The sequence below is a fragment of the Flexivirga sp. genome, from assembly GCF_051955415.1.
Taxonomy (GTDB): Bacteria; Actinomycetota; Actinomycetes; order Actinomycetales; family Dermatophilaceae; genus Flexivirga.
Map to the genome: position 1 here is coordinate 1 of NZ_JBQCGS010000088.1, position 22880 is coordinate 22880.

Here is a 22880-nt window from a genome sequence, read left to right on the forward strand (position 1 = left end):
CGAGATGCAGCTGCTGGTCGATGAGGCCGGCTGGACGGTGGACGACCTGCGGTGGGTGACGATCAACGCGATGAAGTCCGCGTTCCTGCCCTTCGACGAGCGGCTGGAGATCATCGAGCGCATCATCAAGCCGGGGTACGACGCCGCCATCGGTGGCTGATCGCGGTGCTCGGCCGGCGACGGTCGCCGGTCAGGAGAAGGGCCGGCGCAGCGGGTCGTGAGGGAGCAGCCGCGAGCGGGTCAGCTGTTCGCGCTGCAGCCGTGCGGCCTCACGGTCGCTGCGTGCGGTGAGCACCGCGGACAGCACGTCCTCGGGGTGCGTTCCGGCCGGCGGCGGCGGCGCCACCAGCGGCATCACCTGTCGCATCAGGGTGTCGGTGAGTGCGCTGCGCGCCGCCGGGGTCAGCCCCGCCCGACGGATGAGGAACTGCCGGATCGCCAGCGCCAAGCCGTCCGGCAGCGGAGCCAGGTCGGCACGGACCGCCCAGTCGCGCAGGTATGGCGGGGCCGGTGGCGGCGGGAGCAGCTTGAGCCCCGTCTGCTCCCGCACGACATACGTGCCGGCGGCGAAGTCGCCCAGCCGCTTGCCGCGCGCATTGCTGATCGAGGCGATGACCGCGGGGACACCGCTGGCCACCGGTATTTCGACGATCCCGACCAGGCCGCGCACGAACGCGTGCCGGAAGACGATCGGGCCGCCGTCGTCGCGCACCACCCGCAGTTTGAGGATGAGTTTGCCGAGGGACCGGCCGCGGCTGGAGGTCTCGACGGCGACGGGCAGCACCAGGAAACAGAGGATGGTGCTGAGCAGCAACAGCGTGCTGAAGGTCGCGTCGCTGCTGCCGCCGGAGGTCAGGCCCACGAGCAGGAACAGCCCGACGAGCAGCAGCGCGTAACAGACCCAGTCGATCAGCGCGGCCAGCATCCGGGTGGGCAATGGCGCCGACGGCACGTCGAGCAGAACGGCCTCGCCGGTGACCATGAGGTCGCTGTCCGCGCCGCGGAGTCGGCGCGGCTGTGCGCTCGCGACCTCGGACATGCAACCAGCTTATAGTCGCTGACGTGGACCTCGACGCGTTCGTCACGGCGCACCACCCGGAGTGGGAGCAGTTGCGCGCGCTCAGCGGGCGCCGCACGCTCACCGGGGCAGAGGCCGACGAGTTGCTGGACCTCTACCAGCGGGCGGCGACGCACCTGTCGCTGATCCGTTCCGCAGCACCGGATCCGACGGTGGTGCAATACCTGTCCACACTGCTGGCCAGGGCGCGCACCGCGTCCCTGCGGCGTCGCACGATGACCTGGTCGCGGGTGGCCGACTTCGTGATCCGCGATGTGCCGGCGGTGCTCTACCGGACCCGGTGGTGGTGGATCGGCACCGCCGCGGCCAGCGTCGCGGCGGCCGTGGTGCTGGGTGTGTGGGTCGCCCGCAATCCCGGCGTGCAGGCCTCGTTCATCTCCCCGCAGGCCGCGCAGCAGCTGGTCGACCATGACTTCCGGCACTACTACTCCGAGTACGGCGGCGCCGACTTCGCCACCCGGGTGTGGACCACCAACGCCTGGGTGGCGGCGCTGTGCATCGCTCTCGGAGTGTTGGGTTTCCCGATCATCTGGATGCTGTGGACCAATGTCCTGAACGTCGGCGTGCAGGGCGGCATCATGGCGTCCTACGGCCACGCCGGTGACTTCTTCGGCCTGATCCTGCCGCACGGGATCCTCGAGCTGACAGCGGTTTTCGTCGCAGCCGGCTGCGGACTACGCCTCTTCTGGTCCTGGGTGGAGCCAGGTGCCCGCAGCCGTGCCGATGCCATGGCGCACGAGGGGCGGTCGATTGTCGTGGTGGCGATCGGGCTGGTCGGCGTGCTGCTGGTCAGTGGTGCCATCGAGGCATTCGTGACGCCCTCGTCGTTGCCGACCTGGGCGCGCATCGGCATCGGTGTGGTGGCCGAGATCGCCTTCCTGGCCTACGTTTTCGTGCTCGGCCGGCGTGCGGTCGCCGAGGGGTTCACCGGCGACGTCGACGACCGGGACCGGAGCGCGGTGCGTCCGGTCCGTGGGTGAGGGTCACAGCAGACCCCGGCTCTTGAGCAGCAGGTAGTGGTCCACCAGGGCCACCGGCAGACTCTCCGGCTCCTCGTCCAAGACGGTGACACCGAGTCGTTCCAGCGCGGTGCGGGTGTCCTGCCGCAGGAGTTCGGTGCGTTCGGCGGCGGCGGCGTCATACACCTGCTCGGGGGTGTCGCGCCGGGTCGCCATCGCCCGGACACCCGGGTCCGCGACGGATGCCACGACGACGCGGTGCCGGGCCGCGATGCTCGCGAGCACGGGCAGCAGGCCTTCCTGTATGGCGGCCGGCTCCAGGGGGGTCACCAGCACGATCAGCGAGCGTTGTTTCGGAAGTCCGCCCGGCGCACCGAGGAGCGTGCGCCAGTTTGCTTCCACCAGAGCGGGTTCCAGCGGTGCCATGGTGTTGATGACGGTGTGCAGCAGCTCGGCCCGGTCGCTGATCCCGGCGACCCGTGCGCGCACGGTGCGGTCGCCGGCCAGGAAACCGACCCGGTCGCCCGCGCGCGAGGCGAGCGCGGTCAGCAGGAGGGCGGCGTCCATGCCCGCATCGAGCCGGGTGCTGTCGCCGATCCGCCCGGCGGAGGTGCGGGAGGTGTCCAGCACGATGACGACACGCCGGTCGCGTTCGGGCTGCCAGGTCCGCACCACCGGGTGCTGGCGTCGCGCGGTCGCCCGCCAGTCGATGCTGCGCACGTCGTCCCCGTCGACATAGTCGCGCAGCGAGTCGAACTCGGTGCCCTGCCCACGGACCCGGACCGCCGAACGCCCGTCGATCTGCCGCAGCTGCGCCAGCCGGCTGGGCAGGTGTCGCCGGGACGGGAAGGCCGGTAGCGCGCGGATCGTCGCAGGCACTTGGACCGACCGCTGCCGCAGTGCGAGCCCGAGCGGACCGCCGGTGCGGACGGTCATCCGGTCCGCGCGCCGGTCACCCCGGCGTGTCGGTGTCAGCGCGACATCCAGCCGGGTCTGCTCGCCGGCCGCCAGGCGCAGCCGCATCCGTTCCCCGCGCGCGCCGGCCGACGGCTGCCACGCGTCGCGCACCGCGCCGCGCAGCGTGCGTGATCCGGCGTTGCGCAGCACCAGTGTGCTGGTCGAGGTCTCACCCAGGCGGACCGGTCGCACCGGAAGCCGTTGCGGCACCAGCGAACCGGTCGGGGGCGCCAGCCACAGGTCGATACCCACCAGGACGGCGACGACGAACAGCCACCAGAAGACGGTTGCCAGGGCCGGGTGGATCAGCAGCACGACGGCGCCCAGCGCGGCCAGCACAGCGGTCCGGCCGGTCAGCGACATACCGCGGTCCTCACCGGGGGACCGGGACGGCGCCGATCACCGAGTCGAGCACGGCGGCGGCGCCGACGCCCTCCAGCTCGGCCTCGGGACGCAACTGCAGGCGGTGGGCGAGCGTGGGGCGGGTCATCGCCTTGACGTCGTCCGGTGTCACGAAGTCGCGTCCGCTCAGCCACGCCCAGGCGCGACTGGTGGCCAGCAGCGCGGTCGCGGCGCGGGGACTGGCGCCCAGCGACAAGGACGGCGCGGAGCGGGTGGCCCGCGCCAGGTCGACGATGTATGACGCGACGTCCGCCCCGACCTGGACCCGTCGCACGGCCGCGGCGCCGGCAGCCAGATCATCCGGCCCCGCCACCGCACGAATGCCGGCACCGGCGAGGTCGCGCGGGTCGAAGTCGGCGGCGTGCCGGCGCAGCACCTCCAGCTCCGCAGCCCGGTCGGGCAACGGCATGGTGACCTTCATCAGGAACCGGTCCAGCTGCGCCTCCGGCAGCGGATAGGTGCCCTCGTACTCCACCGGGTTCTGGGTGGCCGCCACCAGGAACGGCGCCGGCAGCCGGCGCGCCTCGCCGTCCACCGAGACCTGGCGTTCCTCCATCGCCTCCAGCAGCGCGGACTGGGTCTTCGGCGGGGTGCGGTTGATCTCGTCGGCGAGCAGCAGGTTGGTGAAGACCGGGCCCGGCCGGAAGGTGAATTGCGAGGTGCCGGAGTCGAACACCAGTGATCCGGTGATGTCTCCGGGCATCAGGTCGGGCGTGAACTGCACGCGTTTGGTGTCGATCGCGAGGGCGGCCGCCAACGACCGCACCAGCAGGGTCTTGGCGACGCCGGGAACGCCCTCCAGCAGCACGTGGCCACGGGCCAGCAGCGCGATCACCAGCGCGGTCACCGCCGCGTCCTGGCCAACGACGGCCTTGGCCACCTCGCCACGCACGGCGGTGAGGGCCTCCCGCGCGTGCTGTGCTGCCTGCGCGTTGTCGGGGGAGGGCGATGTCTGCGAGGTCATCGTCGTACCTGCCTTTCCAGCTGTTGCAAGTCTTGTGCGAGTGCGGTCATGGCTGCGTCGTCGGGCGGCTCGGGCCCGTAGAGCAGTTCCGCCACACGCGCCGGGTCGTGCGCAGTGGCGCGAGCCGTGTGGCCGACGAGCGTCTCGGGTCGGCCGTTCGGCGCGAGGCCCAGGTAGCGCGCCAGCCGCGCGCGAGTGGCGAGGCGCAGCACCGTCGCGACGCGGGCCCGGTCGTGTGCCTTGCGGTAGAGCTGACCGCGGCTGTGGGTCGTCACGCCGGCCGGCACGACCACCGGCAGTGGTTCGGTCACCAGTCGGCCGAATCGCCTTCCGCGCCATACCATCACCAGCAGGACGACCGCGCCGGCGAGCCAGATCGCGGGGTGGAACCAGCGCGGCCAGCGGGGGCCCTGCGCGGCGGCACTGTCGCCGGTGGCGAGGTTGGGCGCGAACCACACGAGTCGGTCGCTCGCGCCGAGCGTGCGGTGCGCGATGGCAGCGTTGTCCGCGTCGGTCACCGTCTTGTCGGTCTGTGCGGCGCGGCTGCCGAGCAGCACCGTCTCCGGGGCCCGGCCCCGTGGCGGAAGCACGACGACGGCGCCCTTGCCACCCTCGCCGAAGCAGGTGCGGTCGAAGTCCGCGGGCGTGTATTCGAGGTCCGCCCAACTGAGCTGCAGCCCGTGGAGCCACTCAACCGAGCAGCGCGAAACCGGTTGATCCTCCAGCCGGTCCACGGTGACCGGCAGGTCGAGGGCCTGCAGCGTCGCCGGGTCCGCATCGACGATCACCAGCCGACGGGCCGTCGCGGCGAGCGCCATCGTCCGTTGCAGAGTGTGCGGCGCCAGCAACTGCGGACGGGTCAGCACGACCGTGGCACCGCGCACACCGTCCGCAGGCAACTCGGTGATCCGCCGCGCGATGGTCACCTGCACGCCGTGCTGCCCGAGCACCTGGGCAACCGCGCGGGTGCCGTCGGGTGTGGCGGAGGCGGGATCCAGCGGTTCGTCGGTGGTGCGCGGCGTGAGCACCACGGCGGCGACGAGGACCGCCAGCAGGCAGCCGACGATCGCGGCGACGGCCAGTCGCCCGCGCGTCATACGGCCCGAGATCATCGGGCGACCTGCTGCACAGCCGCGTGCTGCGGGCGGGTCTGGTCCAGCTCGCGGTCGAGGGTGCGGATCCGCTCCACATCGTCCGCGGTCGCACTCGCTCCGCCATACCGCACGCGGTCGAAGAACGCTGCCGCCGCGCGGATCCCGTCGGACCGGGCGGGGAAGTACGGCGTGAGCTCGGCGCCCACCTCGTGCGCCGTACGACCGGGTTGGGCCAGCAGCAGGGCACGCTCCTCGCCCCGCCGGGTGAGCGCGCGGAAGTAGTCGACGAAGGCGGCCGAGTGTGCGCCGTCGGCGGCCGATCGGCGGGCCCGGTCCCGCAGCTCGGCGGCGCTGAGATCGACGCCGGTCAGCACGCCGCCGTCGGCACCGGCGGCCGGGACGTGCGACCGGCGGCCGAGCCGGGATATCCCGAAGACCACGATCGCCACGAGGACGAGCAGGAGCGGGATCAGGACATAGAGCGGCAGGGCGCGGCCCAGTCCGTTCAACAGGTCGTGGAGCCGGTCCATCGCCCAGTCCCACAGCCGCTGCACCCAGCTGCGCTGGTCTGCGTATGCCGGCTTGGCCAACTCGCGCTGCAGCCAACCGCGCGCCGTGCCGCCGTCCGGGGACAGTGGCGACGAGCCGTCACCCGGCACCGGCACCGTCCTGTGCGCCGGCGCCGCCGGCGGCCTCCATCAGGGTGACGTCCAGCGCCTCCTTGCGAATGCGCTGGTCCAGGTAGAGCAACGCGGTCACGCCGGCGGTGAACGGCGTCGTCAGCGCGCGGACCACGACCGAGACCAGCTGGATGCCCACCGCGCCGGTGGTGGCGAGGGCGCCGTCACCGGAGCTGGCGAGCGCGATCAACGCGGCCGGGAACGACACCACCTGGCTGACCACGTAGACCACCAGCTGGGCCAGCAGGGTGATGCCGAAGATGCGCCACCACTGCCCCTGGGTCAGCTGCCACGATCGGCCGAACGCTCGCGTCGGCGCGATCCGCTCCAGCACCAGCGAGGGCGGCGCCAACGAGACCTTGACGGCCAGCCAGATCACCGCCACGAAGCAGGCCAGACCGAGCACGATGGCGGCCACGACCGCCCCGACCGTGCCGGTCGTCACGCCCAGGAGGACGACGACCCCCACCACGACGGCCGCCGCCACGCAGACGGCGAGCACCTCCAGCGCCAGCAGGCCGATGAGGGGCAGTAGCCGGCCGCGCACCTTCTGCCAGGTCTGGCCGATGGAGATGCGGCGGCCCAGCACGGCCTCGGCCACGACGACCGTCAGCATGCCGGCGAGCAGCACCCCGGCGATCGCCGAGAACACCGCACCGACCATCACGCCGAGCTGGTTGCCGAAGTTGACCGTCGTGCCGGAGTCGTCGGTCACCGTGAGGTCCGCGCCGGACAGCGCGATGGTGACCAGCACCGACGGGACGGCCACGATCAGCGCCATCAGCGCCGACAGCCCGAGCGTGGCGCCGGGGTTGCCGCGGATGGTGGCGAACGTGCCGCTGAAGATGTCGCCGAGGTTCAGCGGTCGCAGCGGTATGACGCCCGGCTTGGGCGCCAGCCGGAACACCGGCTGGTACGGCGCGGGCTGTCCGTACTGCCCGTACTGCGGTTGCTGCGGAGGCGGCCCGTACTGCCCGTACTGCGGTGGCGGCTGCTGCGCGCCATACCCCTGTGGCGGCCGGGTCCCGTCGTCGCCGCCGGGCGAGTCACCCCCGGGGCTCGTCCATCCATTGGTCATAAGGGCGACCCTAAATGACCAGGGCGCACCCGCGCCGTCACACACGCCACCGTGCGGTGCTGCGGCGGGTGTTCCAGTGCCCGGCCGGGTGGGTACAACGGCCGGAAGATCCGTTTCGAAGAAAGGAAGAGGACATGCCGCGAGGAGCGTTGCTGCTGGGCGACCGGGGGCCGAGCGAGCTGGTGCTCGTGCGGCACGGGGAGAGCATCGGCAACATCGCCGATCGCAAGGCACGCGAGTCCGGTGCCGAGCGACTCGACCTGGAGCTGCGCGACGCCGACGTGCCACTGTCGGACACCGGCCGCGAGCAGGCCGACGCCGTCGGAGGCCTGCTGGACCGGCTCGACGACGAGCGCAGCCCTGAGCTGGTGATCACCTCGCCATACCGGCGTGCCCGCGAAACGGCCGATCATGCGCTGCGCGCCTGGGCCGGCGAGCTCGACCTGGTCGTGGACGAACGGGTCCGCGAACGTGACCTCGGCCGGTTCGACGGTATGACGTCGGCCGGGATCAAGGCGCAGTTCGCCGAGGAGGCGGAGCGACGGTCGCGGATCGGCAAGTTCTACTACGTGCCGCCGTCCGGCGAGAGCTGGTGCGACGTCGCGCTGCGGATCCGCTCGCTGCTCGCCGACCTGCGGGAGGGGTATGACGGCCGCCGCGTCTGGGTGTTCACGCACGAGGCGGTGATCATGAGCTTCCGTTACGTGCTGGAGTCACTGACCGAGGAGGAGCTGCTGGAGATCGGCCGGACGACGGCATTGCCGAACTGTTCGGTGACCACCTACCGCTCCGAGGGCCACGGGCTGCAGCTGGTGTCGTTCGCCGAGACGGCGCATGTCGAGGAGTCCGATGCGGCCACGACGACCGAGCCGTCCAAGACCGAGCGAGCCGCCGGTGCCCGCTGAACAGGCCGGTCGACCGGTGCACGTGACGGAGGAGCTGCTGCGTGAGTGGCCACTGCCGGCGCCGGGGGAGGACAAGGAGGCGCGCGGGCGGGCCCTGGTGATCGGCGGCACGGCGTTCACCCCGGGGGCCGTCCTGCTGGCCGGTGAGGCGGCGCTGCGAGCCGGCGCGGGCAAACTGCAGATCGCCACCGTCGAACCCGTCGCGGCGGCGCTCGCGGTGGCCGTGCCCGAGGCACTGGTCGTGCCGATGCGCACCGACGGCGACGGCAACATCGCACCGGACGCGGCCGAGGAGGTCGACGAACTCGCGGCCGAGGCCGATGCCGTCCTGCTGGGGCCGGGCTTCTCCGACGCCGAAGCGTCCGCGGACCTGTTGCAGCGGCTGCTGCCGCGACTGCGTTGCCCGGTGGTGCTGGACGCAGTGGCCTCGGCATACCTCACTCGCCACCGCGACGGTGTCGCGCACCTGGGCGGCCGGGCGGTGCTCACCGTGAACCCGCAGGAGCTGGCGCGCACGCTGGAGGACTCCGGCGCACCGACCGGCGACGAGGCCGCCGAGGCGACGAGCCGGCTCGCGGACGAGACACAGGCGGTGGTGCTGCTCGGCGGTCAGGGCAAGGTCGTGGCGGCGCCGTCCGGGAAGCGGTGGCTGATCGAGCGCGGCGGGCCGGGTCTGGGGATCTCCGGCTCTGGTGACGTCCAGGCCGGACTGGTCGGCGGGTTGCTCAGCCGGGGCGCCGACGCGGACCAGGCTGCGGCCTGGGGCGGCTGGTTGCACGGCACGGCGGGGGAGCAGCTGGCCGCACAGGTGGGGACGGTGGGTTTCCTGGCGCGGGAGATCAGTCCGCAGGTTCCGCGGTTGCTGGACGAGCTGGCCGGCTCCGGCTGATCTCGTCGCTCGGTCCGCTCAGGGCCGTTGCGCAAGTCGGCGCGCGAGTTCCTTCGGCCGGATCGGCTCCGCGCCCAGACGCAGCTGCTGCCGGACTATGCCCGGCTCGGCGCGTGCCAGCCGCAGACCGCGGCGGACCAGCACGAGCGGCGGCTTGCGGTGTTCGGACAGGTCCCGGATCAGCCTGCGCACGAAGGTGATCCAGCGGTTGTGATGGACGCAGTAGGCGCCGGCGAGCAGGCCGCGCTCCCGCAGCGGCTCGATGACGTATGGCGCGAAGATGCCCTCCGCGATCACCGTGCCGGCACCGTCGAGTCGCACCTGCTGGGTGCCAGTGGCCGCCGAGGCGGAGATGTCGTAGACCGGCGCCACCAGTTCGCCCGTCCGGCACAGCTGCTCCAGCGCCTCGACCGCGTCCTCGCAGCGCCACGACCGCACGTCGTCCCAGTCGGCGATCCCCAAGGACGACATCGGCAACGTCGGGTCGCCGGCGTCCTTGTAGAAATCGTCCAATCGGACGATCGGCCACCGGTGTTCGCGGGACAAGTGTGCCGCCCAACGGGACTTGCCGGAGCCGCTGGGGCCGCCGAGGACGAGCACCCGAGCGGATGGATGGTGTTCTTTCACAGGCCCTTGGGGTGCCAGACGGTCTTGGTCTCCAGGAACGCGGTCATCCGGGACAGGTCGGGCGCCGCCAGCCAATCCGGCTCCACGGCGGCGCTGCCGTCGCCGGTGGGCCGCACGACCCGCTTGACGGTGTCCGCGGCGGCCGCCTCCAACTCGCCCCAGCCGATCTCGGTCGCGCCGGCCAGATCGATCGCGTTGACGTCGGCGTGCGATGCCAGCCACGGAGCCAGCTCGGCGGTCCGGCCGGTGACGATGTTGACGACACCGCCGGGCACGTCCGAGGTGGCCAGCACCTCACCCAGCGAGATCGCAGGCAACGGACGCTCCTCGCTCGTGACGACCACCACCGTGTTGCCCGACACGATCGCCGGAGCGACCACCGACACCAGGCCGAGCAGCGAACTCTGCTGCGGCGCAACGATGCCCACCACACCGGTCGGCTCCGGTGCGGAGATGTCGAAGTACGGGGCGGCCACCGGGTTGAGGTTGCCCAGCACCTGCGGCAGTTTGTCGGGCCACCCGGCATACCAGACCCACCGGTCGATGGCGGCGTCCACGAGGCGGGTCGCCTGCGGCTTGGTCAGGCCCTCGCTCGCGGACACCTCGGCGATGAACTGCTCGCGCCGTCCCTCCAGGATCTCGCCCACGCGGTAGAGAACCTGCCCGCGGTGGTATGCCGTGGCTCCCGACCAGCCCTTGACGGCGGCGCGGGCCGCGACCACCGCGTCCCGGATGTCCTTGCGCGACCCTTGCGCCGCGTTGGCCAGGAACTTGGGGGCACGGCCGGAGGAGACGACCTCGTAGGACCGGCCCGACTCGGACCGCGGGAACTTGCCGCCGATGTAGAGCTTGTAGGTCTTGCGCACCTCGAGGCGGGCCATCAGTGCGTTCCTTCCGTGTCCAGGTAGGCGGCGAGGCCTTGCCGGCCGCCTTCGCGGCCGTAGCCGCTCTCCTTGTAGCCGCCGAACGGCGACGTCGGGTCGAAGCGGTTGAAGGTGTTGGCCCATACGACGCCGGCACGGAGCGGGTCGGCGACGGCCAGGATCCGCGACCCCTTCTCGGTCCAGATGCCGGCGGACAGGCCGTAGGGAGTGTTGTTGGCCTTCGCGATCGCCTCGTCCGGCGTGCGGAAGGTCAGCACGGACAGGACCGGCCCGAAGATCTCCTCCTGCGCAATCCGGTGCGCTTGCGAGACACCGGTGAAAACCGTGGGCGGGAACCAGTATCCGCGCTCGGGCAGCGAGCATTGCGGACTCCAGCGCTGCGCGCCCTCGGCCTCGCCGACCGCCACGAGTTCGTTGATCCGGGCCAGTTGCGCGGCCGAGTTGATCGCCCCGACGTCGGTGTTCTTGTCCATCGGGTCACCAACTCGCAGCGTCGCCAGGCGCCGCTGCAGGCGATGTATGACGTCGTCCGCGACCGACTCCTGCACCAGCAGCCGGCTGCCGGCGCAGCACACGTGGCCCTGGTTGAAGAAGATGCCGTTGACGATGCCCTCGACGGCCTGGTCGATCGGGGCGTCGTCGAAGACGATGTTGGCGGCCTTGCCTCCCAGCTCCAGCGTCAGTCGCTTGCGGGTGCCGGCGATGGTCCGGGCGATCGACTTGCCCACGTCGGTCGACCCGGTGAACGCGATCTTGTCGATGCCAGGATGCTCCACGAGCGCTTGGCCGGTCGCGCCGGCGCCGGTGACGATGTTGACGACACCCGCTGGCAGGTCCGCCTGCTGGCACACGTCGGCGAACAGCAACGCCGTCAGCGGGGTCGTCTCGGCGGGCTTGAGCACCACGGTGTTGCCGGTCGCCAGCGCCGGTGCGATCTTCCAGGCCAGCATCAGCAGCGGGAAGTTCCATGGGATGACCTGTCCGACGACCCCGAGCGGGCGCGGGTTGCTCCCCAGCCCGGCGTACTCCAGCTTGTCGGCCCAGCCGGCGTGGTAGAAGAAGTGCGCCGCCGCGGTGGGGACGTCGACGTCGCGCGACTCCTTGATCGGCTTGCCGTTGTCGAGGGTCTCCAGCACGGCGAACTCACGGGCGCGCTCGGCCAGGATGCGTGCGATCCGGAAGAGGTATTTGCCGCGCTCGGCACCCGACAGGCGGCTCCAGCTCCGGTCGTAGGCTCGGCGGGCGGCCCGCACCGCCCTGTCGACGTCGGCGGCGCTCGCCTCCGAGACGTCGGCGAGCTTCTCCTCGGTGGCCGGGTTGACCGTCTTGAACGACGTGCCGTCGGCCGGGTCGACGAACTCGCCGCCGATGAACAGTCCGTAGGACGAGGCGATGTCGACCACGGAACGCGACTCCGGTGCCGGCGCGTATTCGAATTTCGGTGTCATGGTGTGTCTTTCGTGCCTCAGTCGATCGTCACGTAGTCGGCGCCGGAGTAGGCACCGGTGCGCAGCTTCTGGCGCTGCAGCAGCAGGTCGGTCAACAAGCTGGAGGCGCCGAAGCGGAACCACTGCGGGGTCAGCCAGTCCTCGCCGGCGATCTCGCTGACCATGACCAGATAGCGCAGCGCGTCCTTGCTGGTGCGTATGCCGCCCGCCGGCTTCACGCCGACCAGCTCACCGGTGAGTTCCCGCCAGTCGCGGACGGCTTCGAGCATCAGCAGGGTGACCGGCATGGTGGCGGCCGGCTGCACCTTGCCCGTGGAGGTCTTGATGAAGTCGGCGCCGGCCAGCATCGCCAGCCACGAGGCGCGACGCACGTTGTCGTACGTCGCCAGCTCGCCGGTCTCCAGGATCACCTTCAGGTGTGCGTCGGGCTGGTCGCCCGGCCGCGCGCAAGCCTCCTTGACCGCGACGATCTGGTCGAACACCAGCCGGTAGTCGCCGGCGAGGAACGCGCCGCGGTCGATGACCATGTCGATCTCGTCGGCACCCGCCTTCACCGCGTCCTTGGTGTCGGCCAGCTTGACGGCCAGGCTCGCCCGCCCGGAGGGGAATGCGGTGGCGACGGCCGCCACGTGGATGCCGCTGTCGCCCAGTGCCTCCTTGGCGACGGCGACCATGTCGCCATACACGCAGACGGCGGCGACCTGGGGCGTGTCCAGGTCGGTGGGGTCGGGCAGCTGGGCCTTGGCGCACAGGCTGCGCACCTTGCCGGGGGTGTCCGCCCCCTCGAGGGTGGTCAGGTCGATCATGCCGATCGCCGTGTCGATCGCCCAGGCCTTGCTCGTCGTCTTGATCGATCGGGTGGCCAGCGCGGCGGCTCGTGCCTCGATGCCGACCTGGTCCACGCCGGGCAATCCGTGCAGCCAGGTGCGCAGTGCTCTGGTGGTCAGGGAGGCGACGCCGAGCATGTCCCGGGCCCGCGACGTTGCAGATGATGGGCTCACTGGTGCAGCGTACCTGTCATGCCCTTCACTCTTCCCCGGCGCAGCACCGCTGCGTCCGGGCCGCGCCGGACCTACCGGCAGCCCGCCATGCTCGCCCCCGGCATCGTGCTCGCCGTGGCGTGCGCCGCCTTCGTCGTGCTGATCCTCCTCGACTCCGGACTGAGCAAGCCGGCCCAGCTGCTGTGGCCGCTCGCCGGACTGCTGCTGATCTGGGTGGTGTTCCTGCGTCCGTGCCTGCAGCTGACCCAGGCCGGCGTGGTGATGCGCAATCTGGTGCGCGACGTGCGTGGCGGATGGCCGGCCATCGATCTGATCGAACAGCGTTGGAACCTCAAGGTGTACGACGCGCACGGCAAGGGCTACGGGTCCTGGGCCATCACCGCCCAGCGTCCACGGCGGGTCAACACTCGTCGCGGCCTGCACTCCGGCCCGGGGATGGGCAAGATCGACCTGGAGAACCCCACCGCGTCCGTCATGGAGGCACGTCCCGGGTCGGCGGCGGGTGTCGCCGCCGCCATACGGACCGGGCAGGAGGACTACACGCGGGCCGTCCAGCACGATCCGTCGCTGCAGGCACAGGACGAACTGGTCGCGTCGCCGGCGTGGCCGGCGATAGCGGCTCTCGCGCTCGCGGTGATCTTCGTGCTCGTGGCGGTCTCGGTCTGACGGCGGGTGCCCACCGGCGAGGTGACTATCCGGCGGCGGTGAGTCGCTCGAACTCGGTGCGTACGGCGGTCAGCTTGCGGACCGCGATCGCCGGGTCCCCGTCGATCGTCTCCAGGTAGATCTTCAGCTTCGGTTCGGTCCCGCTGGGCCGGACGATGATCCGCGTGTCGTCGGCGAGGAAGTAACGCAGCCCCTCGGTGGGCGGCAGTCCGCCCGCGCCGAGCGCGAGATCGTCAACCTGCGAAACAGCTTGTCCGGCAACATTCTCCGGCGGGTTCGCGCGCAGTCGCGCCATGATGTCGGTGATGAGCGACAGGTCCTCGACGCGGACCGAGAAGCTGTCGGTAGCATGCGTGCCGTGCGTGGCTGCGAGGTCGATCAGCACGTCGTCGAGCGTCGTGCCGGCGGCCTTGCACTGCGCGGCGAACTCGGCGATGAGCAGGGCCGCGCTGATGCCGTCCTTGTCACGCACCGCACCCGGGTCGACGCAGTAGCCGAGTGCCTCCTCGTAGCCGTAGGCGAGACCGGGCACCCGGCTGATCCACTTGAAACCGGTGAGGGTCTCGGCGTGCGGCACGCCTGCGTGCTGGGCCATCGCGGCCAGCAGACGGGAGGACACGATCGAGTTGGCGAAGACGGCGCCGGGTGCGACACCGCGCTGCAACAGGTAGGCGCCCAGCAGCGCACCCACCTCGTCACCGCGCAGCATCGCCCAGCCGGTCTCGCGGGGGACGGCGACCGCACAGCGGTCGGCATCCGGGTCGTTCGCGATCACCAGGTCGGCGCCGGTCTCGGCGGCCAGGGCCAGCGCCTTGTCGATCGCGCCGGGCTCCTCGGGGTTGGGGAACGCCACGGTCGGGAATGCCGGGTCGGGCTCGGCCTGCTCGGCCACCGACGAAGGTGCCGGGAACCCCGCCCGCTCGAAAGCTGCTGCGAACACTGCAGATCCGACGCCGTGCAAAGCGGTGTGCACGATCGAGATGTCACGTGGTCCGTCGGGCCGCACCACCTGCGTGACCGCTTCGAGGTAGTCGTCCACCACATCGTCGCCGAGCGTCTCCCAACCGTCATCAACGCGTCGGACACCGGCTGCCCGGGGGAAGCGGCTGATCGCCGCACTGATCTCGGCATCCGCGGGGGCGACGATCTGGCTGCCGTCGCCGAGGTAGACCTTGTAGCCGTTGTCCTGGGGCGGGTTGTGACTGGCGGTCACCATGACGCCCGCGTCGGCGCCGAGGTGGCGGATCATGAACGCCAGCACCGGTGTGGGCAACGTGTGCGGCAGGATCATCGCCCGCCCGCCGGCACCCACGACCACCGCCGCGGTGTCCCGCGCGAAGACGTCGGAATTGTGCCGGGCGTCATACCCGATGACGACCGTGACGTCGCGCTTGCCCAGCTTCTCCTGCAGGTATGCCGTCAGGCCCGCCGCCGTCCGGATCACCACGACACGGTTCATCCGCGCCGGGCCCGCGCCGAGGGCGCCGCGCAACCCGGCGGTGCCGAACTCCAGCAGGCCCGCGAAGCGGTCCGCCAAGCCGGTCAGCGCTGCCGCGTCGCCGGATTCCGCGGCGGCGACGAGGGATTCGAGTTCTGCGCGGGTCTGCGGGTCCGGGTCGTCGGCCATCCAGTCGCGTGCCTCCGCCTGCACGTCGAGGGTCATGCCGGGCGCTCCTCACTCGCGATGCGACCGACGACCTCGGCCAGCAAGGTGCCGCACCGTGCGGCAGCGGCTCGGCCGGCCTCGATCACCTCCTGGTGCGACAGCGGCTGGTCGCTGATGCCGGCCGCGAGGTTGGTCACCAGGCTGACTCCGAGGACGTCCAGGCCTGCCTGCCGCGCCGCGATCGCCTCGAGCGCGGTCGACATGCCGACCAGGTCGGCACCGAGGATGCCGGCCATCTTCACCTCGGCGGGCGTTTCGTACTGCGGCCCGCGGAACTGGGCATACACGCCTTCGTCGAGCGATGGGTCGACCGACCGGGCGATCTCGCGCCGCCGCGGCGTGTAGAGATCGGTGACGTCGACGAAGTTCGGGCCCTCGATGGGCGAGTGAGCGGTCAGGTTGATCTGGTCGCGGATCAGCACCGGCGTGCCGGGGCCCCAGGAGCGGTCGAGGCCGCCGCAGCCGTTGGTCAGCACGATCGTGTGGCAGCCGGCGGCAGCAGCGGTGCGCACCCCGTGCACCACCGATCGCACGCCCTTGCCCTCGTAGAAGTGCGTCCGGGTGCCGAAAACGAGGGCGCGAGCGCCGGTGTCGCCGATCGCGATGGAGCGCATCGCGCTGGAGTGCCCGGCGACGGCTGCTGCCGCGAAACCCGGCACGTCGGCGTTATCGACGGTCGCGACCGTCTCGCCGATGCGGTCGGCCGCCTGCCCCCAGCCGGAGCCCAGCACCAGGGCGATGTCGTGCCGTGCGGAGCCGGTGCGCTCGGCGATGACGGCTGCCGCCGCCTGCGCGATCTCGAAGGGGTCGGTCGCCGGGTCGGCCAGTGGTGTCGATGCAGTCACGGGCGCCAGCGTATGACGTCCACCGTCGCCACGCAGCGGACGCCGCCGGTGGCTCAGTCAGCTACTGCCTCGGATTGCGCGTGGCGGCGCAACAGTGCGAGGAACTCCTCCGCCATGGCGACCCGACCGCAAAGGTCGTCGCGCCGGGCGAGGGCGCTGGAGAGCACCGGCGCCCAGTCGGCCGGTTTCGTGTCATCGGCGTCGAAGAGATCGAGGACACGGCGCATGTCCTCCAGGGTGTAGCCGAGCGGCTTCATGCGACGGATGAGGATCAGCCGTTCGACGTCATGATCGGTGTAGAGGCGGTAGCCACCCTCGCTCCGGTGCGATGGCGTGACCAGGCCGATGTCGTCGTAGTGCCGCAGGGTGCGCAGCGACAGGCCGGTGCTCGCGGCGACGTCCCCGATCCGCCGCAAGGGTCGGCTCTCATGCATCGTGTGGTGTCCTTCACTTCGGCAGGATTCGGGACAAACCCTCACGTAACGGTAGGGTTCGCTGCAGGCTCACGAGCATCGTCGCACGCTCGCGCGCCGCACCCTTGGTCACTCGTCGTTCGAAGGAAGTTCGTCTTGCCCGCTGCCGTTCCGAGCCGCCCTGCCATCGACGTCCGCACTGCGTTGCGGTCGCCGCGGCTGCTGCGCACCGAAGTGTTCGGTGGCCTGGTCGTCGGACTCGCCCTGATCCCTGAAGCGATCTCCTTCTCGGTGATCGCCGGCGTCGATCCGCGGGTTGGACTCTTCGCCGCGGTGACCATGGCGATGACCATCGCGATCGTGGGCGGGCGGCCGGCGATGATCTCCGCGGCGACCGGTTCGGTCGCCCTGGTGGTCGCGCCACTGGCACGTGAGCACGGCCTGGACTTCCTCGTGGCGACCGTGCTGCTGGCGGGCGTCTTCCAGATCATCCTCGGGGTGTTGCGGGTCGGGCGGCTGATGAAGTTCGTCCCTCGATCGGTGATGGTCGGCTTCGTCAACGCCTTGGGGATCCTGCTGGCCTGGGCGCAATGGGACTACCTGCACGACGTGCCGTGGGCCGTCTACCCGCTCGTCGCGATCACCATCGCGATCATCTTCCTCTTCCCGAAGCTGAGCAGGATCGTGCCGGCGCCACTCGTCGGGATCGTGGTCGTCACTGCCATCGCGTGGACCGCCGGCATCGACGTGCCGACCGTCAGTGACAAGGGCCGCCTGCCGAACAGTCTGCCGCCGTTCGGGTTGCCCGATGTCCCGTGGAACCTGCACACGGTGCAGATCATCGCGCCATATGCACTGGGTATGGCGGTCGTCGGCCTGCTCGAGTCGCTGATGACGGCCAAGTTCGTCGACGACATCACCGACACGCGTTCGGACAAGGACCGCGAATCATGGGGCCAGGGGGTCGCCAACGTCGTCACCGGCCTGTTCGGCGGAATGGGTGGCTGCGCGATGATCGGCCAAACGATGATCAACGTCCGGCAGTCCGGCGCGCGTACCCGGATCTCGACCTTCCTGGCCGGCGGGTTCCTGCTCGGCCTGCTGATGCTGCTCGGGGACGTGGTGGGCCGCATCCCGATGGCGGCGCTCGCCGGGGTGATGATCATGGTCGCGATCGGCACGTTCGACTGGCACAGCCTGCGCACTCTCCGGAGGATGCCGCGATCGGAGACCGCCGTGATGGTCGCCACCGTCGTCGTGGTGGTGTTGACGTCCAATCTGGCCATCGGTGTCGGCGTGGGGGTCGTCGTCGCGGCGCTGCTGTTCGCCCGGCGGGTCGCGCACCTCGCCGACGTGCACCGGGAGTTGGTGGAAGGAGTCGACGGATCCGTCGCTGCACACTATCGGGTGTCCGGCGAGCTGTTCTTCGCCTCCAGTGACGACTTCTACATGCAGTTCGCGTATGCCGAGGACCCGCGGTCGGTCGTGATCGACCTATCCGCGTCCCACGTCTGGGATGCCTCCACAGTGGCCGCTCTCGACGCCGTGATCACCAAGTACCAGGCGCATGACATCGAGGTGGAGGTGCGCGGACTGAACCCCGCCAGTGCCGCCCTGTTCGACCGACTCAGCGGACAACTGTCCTCGCCGTGACCTGCGGGCGTTGCGGCGGCCGGCTCCCGGCATGGAAAGATGCCCCATTGTGAGTGGGCGGCAGCAGCATGTGGTGATCATCGGCGGCGGGCCGGGGGGCTACGAGTCCGCCTTGGTCGCCGCGCAGCTCGGTGCCCAGGTGACCGTCATCGAGCAGACCGGTCTGGGCGGCGCTGCGGTGCTGACCGACTGCGTGCCCAGCAAGACACTCATCGCCACCTCGGACTTCATGTCCCGGTTCGCGTCCGCGGGCCGGCTCGGTGTCGGCTTCGAGGGCACCGAGGACGATCAGCACGCGGAGGCGCACGCTCAACAGGTCAACCAGCGGATCGTCGATCTGGCCAAGGCGCAGAGCCGGGACATCCGGGCCCAGCTGGAGAGTGTCGGCGTCCGGATCGTCAACGGTTTCGGCCGCATCGCCGGTCCCGGCCGCGTGGACGCCGAGCTCGCCGACGGCGCGACCGAGCAACTGCACGCCGACGTCATACTGCTGGCCGTCGGCTGCACCCCGCGTGTGATGGACACCGCCGTGCCGGACGGTGAGCGGATCCTGACCTGGCAGCAGATCTACGACCTGACCGAACTGCCCGAGAAGCTGATCGTGGTGGGCTCGGGCGTCACCGGAGCCGAGCTGGCTCACGCCTACCTCGGCCTGGGTTGTGACGTCACCCTGGTGTCGTCGCGTGACCGCGTGCTGCCCGGCGAGGACGCCGACGCCGCGACGGTCATCGAGAACGTCTTCCGGCGGCGCGGCATGAAGGTGCTGAATCGCTCGCGGATGGCGGCGGCGCGCCGGGAGGGTGACGCGGTCGTGGTCACCCTCGAGGACGGCCGCGAGGTCCGCGGCTCCCACGTCCTGCTCGCCGTGGGCTCCGTGCCGCTGACCCAGGACATCGGCCTGGACAGCCTCGGGATCGAGACGCGGTCCTCCGGGCACATCCTCGTCGACCGGGTGTCGCGCACCTCCGCACAGGGCGTGTATGCCGCCGGCGACTGCACCGGCGTCCTACCGTTGGCGTCCGTGGCGGCCATGCAGGGCCGGATCGCGATGGCCCACTCGTTGGGCGACGCGGTGGCTCCGCTCAACCTGCGCGGGGTGTGCGCCAACATCTTCACCGACCCGGAGATCGCGACGGTCGGCTACTCGCAGGCGGATGTCGAGGAGGGCCGCATCGAGGCCCGGGTGGTGACGCTGCCGCTGTCGACCAACCCGCGCGCCAAGATGCGCAACATCACCGACGGCTTCGTCAAGCTCTTCGTCCGGCCGGGCAGCACCACGATCATCGGCGGCGTCGTCGTCGCGCCGCAGGCCTCCGAACTCATCTACCCGATCGGCCTGGCGGTCCAGAACCGCCTGACCGTCGACCAGATGGCCAGCACGTTCTCGGTCTATCCGTCGATGACCGGGTCGATCGCCGAGGCGGCCCGTCGGTTGCACGAAGCCGACATCTGAGGCACGGCTGCGCAGCCGTCAGTCGCGAGGTTCGTCCTCGGGGGTGTCCTTGCGCGGCGCGTGGGGATCGACCTGGTGGGGGAGCAGTCCGGCTTCCTCCCAGCGGCGGTGCCGCTGCTCGCGCAACTTCGGCTTGACCGTGCGCAGCACGAAGACCACGGCGACGACGATGACGATCAGGATGACGTATCTCACGAGCACGGTCACGGCGTGTTCCGTTCTGCCGGCGGGCGGGTCGACACACCAATCTACGTTCCCCGGCCCGCGCAGCGAAAAGCGGCGCCGCCACGGGGAAGGTACGAGGCGGCGCCGCCGCGGCTGGCAGGATGCGCGACCGGCGCGCAGGTGGTCAGTGGTCCATCAATGGCCCGTCAGTGGCCCGTCAGTGGCCCGTCAGTGGCCGAGCGCCAACTGCGAGTAGTAGCGACCGAAGGTCTCGTGGCGCGCGATGCGCTGCTTGCGGTTGGCCGCGAAGAAGCGGGTCGCCCAGGTGGCGGCGAAGCCCACGAGGAGCGCGAGCGCTATCGCGTTGATGACCACGAAGCCGATGAAGAAGGCGTTGATGTTGATCATGCGAACTCCTGATGTCGTGTTACTACGGTTGTAGTGAAACCAACACTACGCCTGTAGTGGTAGATGGCAAATCGACGGCCAGTGGTCTCCGTCACGTCGCGGTGGAGCACATGAGAAGGTGCAAGGGTGTCCGCCCGCAGAACAGCCGCACCGCGATCCGGCCAGGCCCCCGAGGGCACGGCCGCCCGGCAGGAGGTCCTGCTGCGCAGCGCCATCGTCGTCGTCGGTCGTGCGGGGATGCGAGGGCTGACCCATCGCGCGGTCGACCGTGAGGCGGGTATGCCGGAGGGCACCTGCTCGGTCTACTACCGGACCCGGCTCGCACTGCTCACCGCGCTCAGCGAATTCGTCGCGCAAGCCCTGCACGCCGACGTGCGAGCGCTCGGCGCGTCACTGCCCAGCCCGGCGGCGGACGAAGGCATCGAGCCGGCCATCGAGGCGACGATCGCAATGCTGCTGCGCTGGTCGGAACATCCGGACCTGATCGTCACCATGTCGGAGCTCGCGTTGGAGGCGGGGCGCACGCCGTCGTTGAGTGAGCCGATCGTGGCCTGGCGGACCAACCTCACCGACATCGTCGAGTCGATCGTCTGCCGCGTCGAGAAGACCAGCCCCCGGCTGCGTGCGGAGGCGATCGTCGCGAGCCTGGACGGCGTCGTGCTCAGTGGGCTGCTGGCAACCTCTGCCGCCGAACGACCGGGCTATCTGCGCGCGATGGTGACCCTCGTCCTGCGCGCCATCGCCGACGCGGACGTCACGGCCGACGGCGCGTGAACCGAACTAGTCGGTGATCGTGGCGAGCACCGCGCCGGCGGGCACCATGTCGCCCACCGCCGCACCGATCGAGCCGACCGTGCCCGCGCGGTGCGCGGTGATGGGTTGCTCCATCTTCATCGCCTCCAGGACGACGACCGTGTCGCCTGCCTCGACCTGATCGCCCTCGGCCACCACGATCTTGACGATCGTGCCCTGCATGGGCGCGGTCAGGGCGTCACCGGACACGGTTGCCGTGCCGGAGCCGCCACGCGACCGCTTCGGGGCGCGCCGCCGAGCGGAACCTTCGGACGCGCCGCCGCCGCCCAGTTGCAGGCCGGCCGGCAGCGTCACCTCCAACCGCCTGCCGTCGACCTCGACGACGAACGACTGGCGGGCGGTCGCCTCGGCCGTCGCAGGGGTGCCGTCATACGGCTCGATCCGGTTGTCGAACTCCGTCTCGATCCACCGCGTGTGTATGGCGAAAGGCGTCTCGTCATCGGTGGCGAAGGCCGGGTCCGACACGACGGCCCGGTGGAAGGGCAGCACCGTCGGCATCCCTTCGACGACCATCTCGGCCAGCGCCCGCCGGGACCGCTGCAGCGCTTCGGCGCGGGTCCGTCCGGTGACGATCAGCTTGGCGAGCATCGAGTCGAAGGCTCCACCGACGACGTCACCGGACACCACGCCGGAGTCGACCCGCACACCGGGGCCGCTCGGTGCACGGAAGACCTCCACGGTGCCGGGGGCGGGCAGGAAACCGCGGCCGGCGTCCTCGCCGTTGATGCGGAACTCGATGGAGTGCGCGTGCGGCTCCGGGTCGGCATACCCCAGCTCCTCGCCGGCCGCGATGCGGAACTGCTCACGCACCAGGTCGATGCCGGTGACCTCCTCCGAGACCGGGTGCTCGACCTGCAGGCGGGTGTTGACCTCCAGGAAGCTGATCGCGCCGTCCTGCCCGATCAGGAACTCGCAGGTGCCGGCACCGACGTAACCGGCCGCCGACAGGATCGCCTTGGAGGCGCGCAGCAACTCCGCGTGCTGTTCCTGCGAGAGGTATGGCGCAGGTGCCTCCTCGACCAGCTTCTGATTGCGTCGCTGCAACGAGCAGTCGCGGGTGGAGACGACCACGACATTGCCGAACGTGTCTGCCAGACACTGCGTTTCGACGTGGCGCGGCTTGTCGAGGAAGCGCTCGACGAAGCACTCGCCGCGTCCGAACGCGGTCACCGCCTCGCGGACCGCGGAGTCGAAGAGTTCGGGGATCTCCTCGATGCTGCGGGCGACCTTCAGGCCGCGGCCGCCACCGCCGTACGCCGCCTTGATGGCGACCGGCAGGCCGTGCTCCTGCGCGAAGGCGACCACTTCGTCGGCCCCGCCGACCGGATCCTTGGTGCCGGGGACCAGCGGCGCATCGGCGGCGGTCGCGATGTGGCGCGCCTTGACCTTGTCGCCGAGCGAGTCGATCGCGGCCGGGGGAGGGCCGATCCAGGTGAGTCCGGCGTCCAGCACTGCCTCCGCGAATCCGGCGTTCTCGGAAAGGAATCCATAGCCCGGGTGGACCGCGTCGGCGCCGGAGCGCTGTGCGACGTCGAGCAGTTTGGCTTGGTCGAGGTAGGAGTCGGCGGGAGTGGAACCGCCCAGCGAGTAGGCCTCGTCGGCCACCCGCACGTGCAGCGCGTCCCGGTCCGGGTCGGCGTAGACGGCCACCGAGGTGAGCCCCGCGTCGGTGCAGGCGCGGGCGACTCGCACCGCGATCTCACCACGGTTGGCGATCAAAACCTTCTGCAGTTGCGGCATGGCGCCGACTGTAGCGAGGAGTGATGCGGGTCACGTGTTCGGGTGGTGAGACGGCGCGCGGGCGGCGGCATACACCGGCGGCCCGGACTGTT

The 22880-nt window shown here is 70.8% G+C and carries 24 protein-coding genes; 8 read left to right on the top strand and 16 right to left on the bottom strand.

Features of this window, described 5'->3' with window-relative positions; all coding sequences use genetic code 11:
* The first annotated feature begins 4 nt into the window (after nt 1-4).
* Nucleotides 5-160, top strand: coding sequence for a hypothetical protein (locus tag ACTHL4_RS14795; protein WP_440283558.1), 156 nt, complete (start codon nt 5-7; stop codon nt 158-160).
* 30 nt (nt 161-190) lie between these two features.
* On the opposite strand, the gene ACTHL4_RS14800 is transcribed toward ACTHL4_RS14795, so the two are convergent.
* On the bottom strand, nt 191-1039 hold the full coding sequence (locus tag ACTHL4_RS14800; RefSeq protein ID WP_440283529.1) for an RDD family protein: 849 nt from the start codon (nt 1037-1039) through the stop codon (nt 191-193).
* Nucleotides 1040-1062: 23 nt separating this feature from the next.
* Here ACTHL4_RS14800 and ACTHL4_RS14805 point away from each other — a divergent pair, with 23 nt between their 5' ends.
* Nucleotides 1063-2058 (top strand): stage II sporulation protein M, encoded by a 996-nt coding sequence (locus tag ACTHL4_RS14805; protein WP_440283530.1) that lies wholly within the window; start codon nt 1063-1065, stop codon nt 2056-2058.
* A 3-nt stretch (nt 2059-2061) separates the two neighbouring features.
* Here ACTHL4_RS14805 and ACTHL4_RS14810 read toward each other — a convergent pair whose 3' ends face one another.
* Genes ACTHL4_RS14810 through ACTHL4_RS14830 form a run of 5 tightly spaced genes read right to left on the bottom strand, consistent with a single transcriptional unit; the run spans nt 2062 to nt 7212 of the window.
* Nucleotides 2062-3357 (bottom strand): DUF58 domain-containing protein, encoded by a 1296-nt coding sequence (locus ACTHL4_RS14810; RefSeq protein WP_440283531.1) that lies wholly within the window; start codon nt 3355-3357, stop codon nt 2062-2064.
* Nucleotides 3358-3367: 10 nt separating this feature from the next.
* On the bottom strand, nt 3368-4360 hold the full coding sequence (locus ACTHL4_RS14815; RefSeq protein WP_440283532.1) for an AAA family ATPase: 993 nt from the start codon (nt 4358-4360) through the stop codon (nt 3368-3370).
* Nucleotides 4357-5457 (bottom strand): DUF4350 domain-containing protein, encoded by a 1101-nt coding sequence (locus ACTHL4_RS14820; protein WP_440283533.1) that lies wholly within the window; start codon nt 5455-5457, stop codon nt 4357-4359. The genes ACTHL4_RS14815 and ACTHL4_RS14820 overlap by 4 nt, the downstream gene beginning before the upstream one ends.
* Nucleotides 5458-5468: 11 nt before the next feature.
* Nucleotides 5469-6113, bottom strand: coding sequence for a DUF4129 domain-containing protein (locus ACTHL4_RS14825; RefSeq protein ID WP_440283534.1), 645 nt, complete (start codon nt 6111-6113; stop codon nt 5469-5471).
* Nucleotides 6103-7212 carry a hypothetical protein gene (locus ACTHL4_RS14830; protein ID WP_440283535.1) on the bottom strand — a complete coding sequence of 370 codons (1110 nt, stop codon included), beginning with the start codon at nt 7210-7212 and terminating at the stop codon, nt 6103-6105. The genes ACTHL4_RS14825 and ACTHL4_RS14830 overlap by 11 nt, the downstream gene beginning before the upstream one ends.
* A gap of 134 nt (nt 7213-7346) precedes the next feature.
* Between ACTHL4_RS14830 and ACTHL4_RS14835 the strand changes: the two genes are divergently transcribed.
* Nucleotides 7347-8117 carry a histidine phosphatase family protein gene (locus ACTHL4_RS14835; protein ID WP_440283536.1) on the top strand — a complete coding sequence of 257 codons (771 nt, stop codon included), beginning with the start codon at nt 7347-7349 and terminating at the stop codon, nt 8115-8117.
* Nucleotides 8107-9006 (top strand): NAD(P)H-hydrate dehydratase, encoded by a 900-nt coding sequence (locus ACTHL4_RS14840; protein ID WP_440283537.1) that lies wholly within the window; start codon nt 8107-8109, stop codon nt 9004-9006. The genes ACTHL4_RS14835 and ACTHL4_RS14840 overlap by 11 nt, the downstream gene beginning before the upstream one ends.
* Before the next feature lie 18 nt (nt 9007-9024).
* Here the strand turns inward: ACTHL4_RS14840 and ACTHL4_RS14845 are convergent, their stop codons facing one another.
* Genes ACTHL4_RS14845 through deoC form a run of 4 tightly spaced genes read right to left on the bottom strand, consistent with a single transcriptional unit; the run spans nt 9025 to nt 12930 of the window.
* Nucleotides 9025-9606, bottom strand: coding sequence for an AAA family ATPase (locus ACTHL4_RS14845; protein WP_440283538.1), 582 nt, complete (start codon nt 9604-9606; stop codon nt 9025-9027).
* A gap of 23 nt (nt 9607-9629) precedes the next feature.
* Complete coding sequence (locus ACTHL4_RS14850; protein ID WP_440283539.1) at nt 9630-10514, bottom strand: aldehyde dehydrogenase family protein; 885 nt, start codon at nt 10512-10514, stop codon at nt 9630-9632.
* Nucleotides 10514-11965, bottom strand: coding sequence for an aldehyde dehydrogenase family protein (locus ACTHL4_RS14855; RefSeq protein ID WP_440283540.1), 1452 nt, complete (start codon nt 11963-11965; stop codon nt 10514-10516). Before ACTHL4_RS14855 ends, ACTHL4_RS14850 begins: the two co-directional genes overlap by 1 nt.
* Before the next feature lie 17 nt (nt 11966-11982).
* The gene (gene deoC / locus ACTHL4_RS14860; RefSeq protein ID WP_440283559.1) at nt 11983-12930 is read right to left on the bottom strand and encodes a deoxyribose-phosphate aldolase; all 948 of its coding nucleotides are present in this window, start codon (nt 12928-12930) and stop codon (nt 11983-11985) included.
* A gap of 54 nt (nt 12931-12984) precedes the next feature.
* Between deoC and ACTHL4_RS14865 the strand changes: the two genes are divergently transcribed.
* Nucleotides 12985-13632, top strand: coding sequence for a hypothetical protein (locus ACTHL4_RS14865; protein ID WP_440283541.1), 648 nt, complete (start codon nt 12985-12987; stop codon nt 13630-13632).
* Between the two features lie 25 nt (nt 13633-13657).
* On the opposite strand, the gene ACTHL4_RS14870 is transcribed toward ACTHL4_RS14865, so the two are convergent.
* From ACTHL4_RS14870 to ACTHL4_RS14880, 3 genes are read right to left on the bottom strand one after another with little or no spacing between them, the layout of a single operon-like run.
* Complete coding sequence (locus ACTHL4_RS14870; protein WP_440283542.1) at nt 13658-15295, bottom strand: phospho-sugar mutase; 1638 nt, start codon at nt 15293-15295, stop codon at nt 13658-13660.
* Nucleotides 15292-16143, bottom strand: a complete 852-nt coding sequence (locus ACTHL4_RS14875; RefSeq protein WP_440283543.1) for a purine-nucleoside phosphorylase — start codon at nt 16141-16143, stop codon at nt 15292-15294. Before ACTHL4_RS14875 ends, ACTHL4_RS14870 begins: the two co-directional genes overlap by 4 nt.
* A gap of 53 nt (nt 16144-16196) precedes the next feature.
* The gene (locus tag ACTHL4_RS14880; RefSeq protein ID WP_440283544.1) at nt 16197-16577 is read right to left on the bottom strand and encodes a MerR family transcriptional regulator; all 381 of its coding nucleotides are present in this window, start codon (nt 16575-16577) and stop codon (nt 16197-16199) included.
* A gap of 135 nt (nt 16578-16712) precedes the next feature.
* On the opposite strand from ACTHL4_RS14880, the gene ACTHL4_RS14885 reads away from it, so the two are divergent.
* On the top strand, nt 16713-18209 hold the full coding sequence (locus ACTHL4_RS14885) for a SulP family inorganic anion transporter (protein ID WP_440283545.1): 1497 nt from the start codon (nt 16713-16715) through the stop codon (nt 18207-18209).
* 49 nt (nt 18210-18258) lie between these two features.
* Nucleotides 18259-19662, top strand: a complete 1404-nt coding sequence (locus ACTHL4_RS14890; protein WP_440283546.1) for an NAD(P)H-quinone dehydrogenase — start codon at nt 18259-18261, stop codon at nt 19660-19662.
* Nucleotides 19663-19680: 18 nt separating this feature from the next.
* Here the strand turns inward: ACTHL4_RS14890 and ACTHL4_RS14895 are convergent, their stop codons facing one another.
* Both ACTHL4_RS14895 and ACTHL4_RS14900 read right to left on the bottom strand, forming a co-directional pair.
* The gene (locus ACTHL4_RS14895) at nt 19681-19869 is read right to left on the bottom strand and encodes a hypothetical protein (protein ID WP_440283547.1); all 189 of its coding nucleotides are present in this window, start codon (nt 19867-19869) and stop codon (nt 19681-19683) included.
* Between the two features lie 186 nt (nt 19870-20055).
* Entirely contained in the window at nt 20056-20235 is a 180-nt protein-coding gene (locus ACTHL4_RS14900; RefSeq protein WP_440283548.1) for a hypothetical protein, read from the bottom strand.
* A 126-nt stretch (nt 20236-20361) separates the two neighbouring features.
* Here ACTHL4_RS14900 and ACTHL4_RS14905 point away from each other — a divergent pair, with 126 nt between their 5' ends.
* Nucleotides 20362-21009 carry a TetR/AcrR family transcriptional regulator gene (locus tag ACTHL4_RS14905; RefSeq protein ID WP_440283549.1) on the top strand — a complete coding sequence of 216 codons (648 nt, stop codon included), beginning with the start codon at nt 20362-20364 and terminating at the stop codon, nt 21007-21009.
* Between the two features lie 6 nt (nt 21010-21015).
* Here ACTHL4_RS14905 and ACTHL4_RS14910 read toward each other — a convergent pair whose 3' ends face one another.
* Nucleotides 21016-22788: an acetyl/propionyl/methylcrotonyl-CoA carboxylase subunit alpha gene (locus tag ACTHL4_RS14910; RefSeq protein WP_440283550.1), complete on the bottom strand. Its 1773-nt coding sequence runs from the start codon at nt 22786-22788 to the stop codon at nt 21016-21018.
* Between the last annotated feature and the right edge of the window lie 92 nt (nt 22789-22880).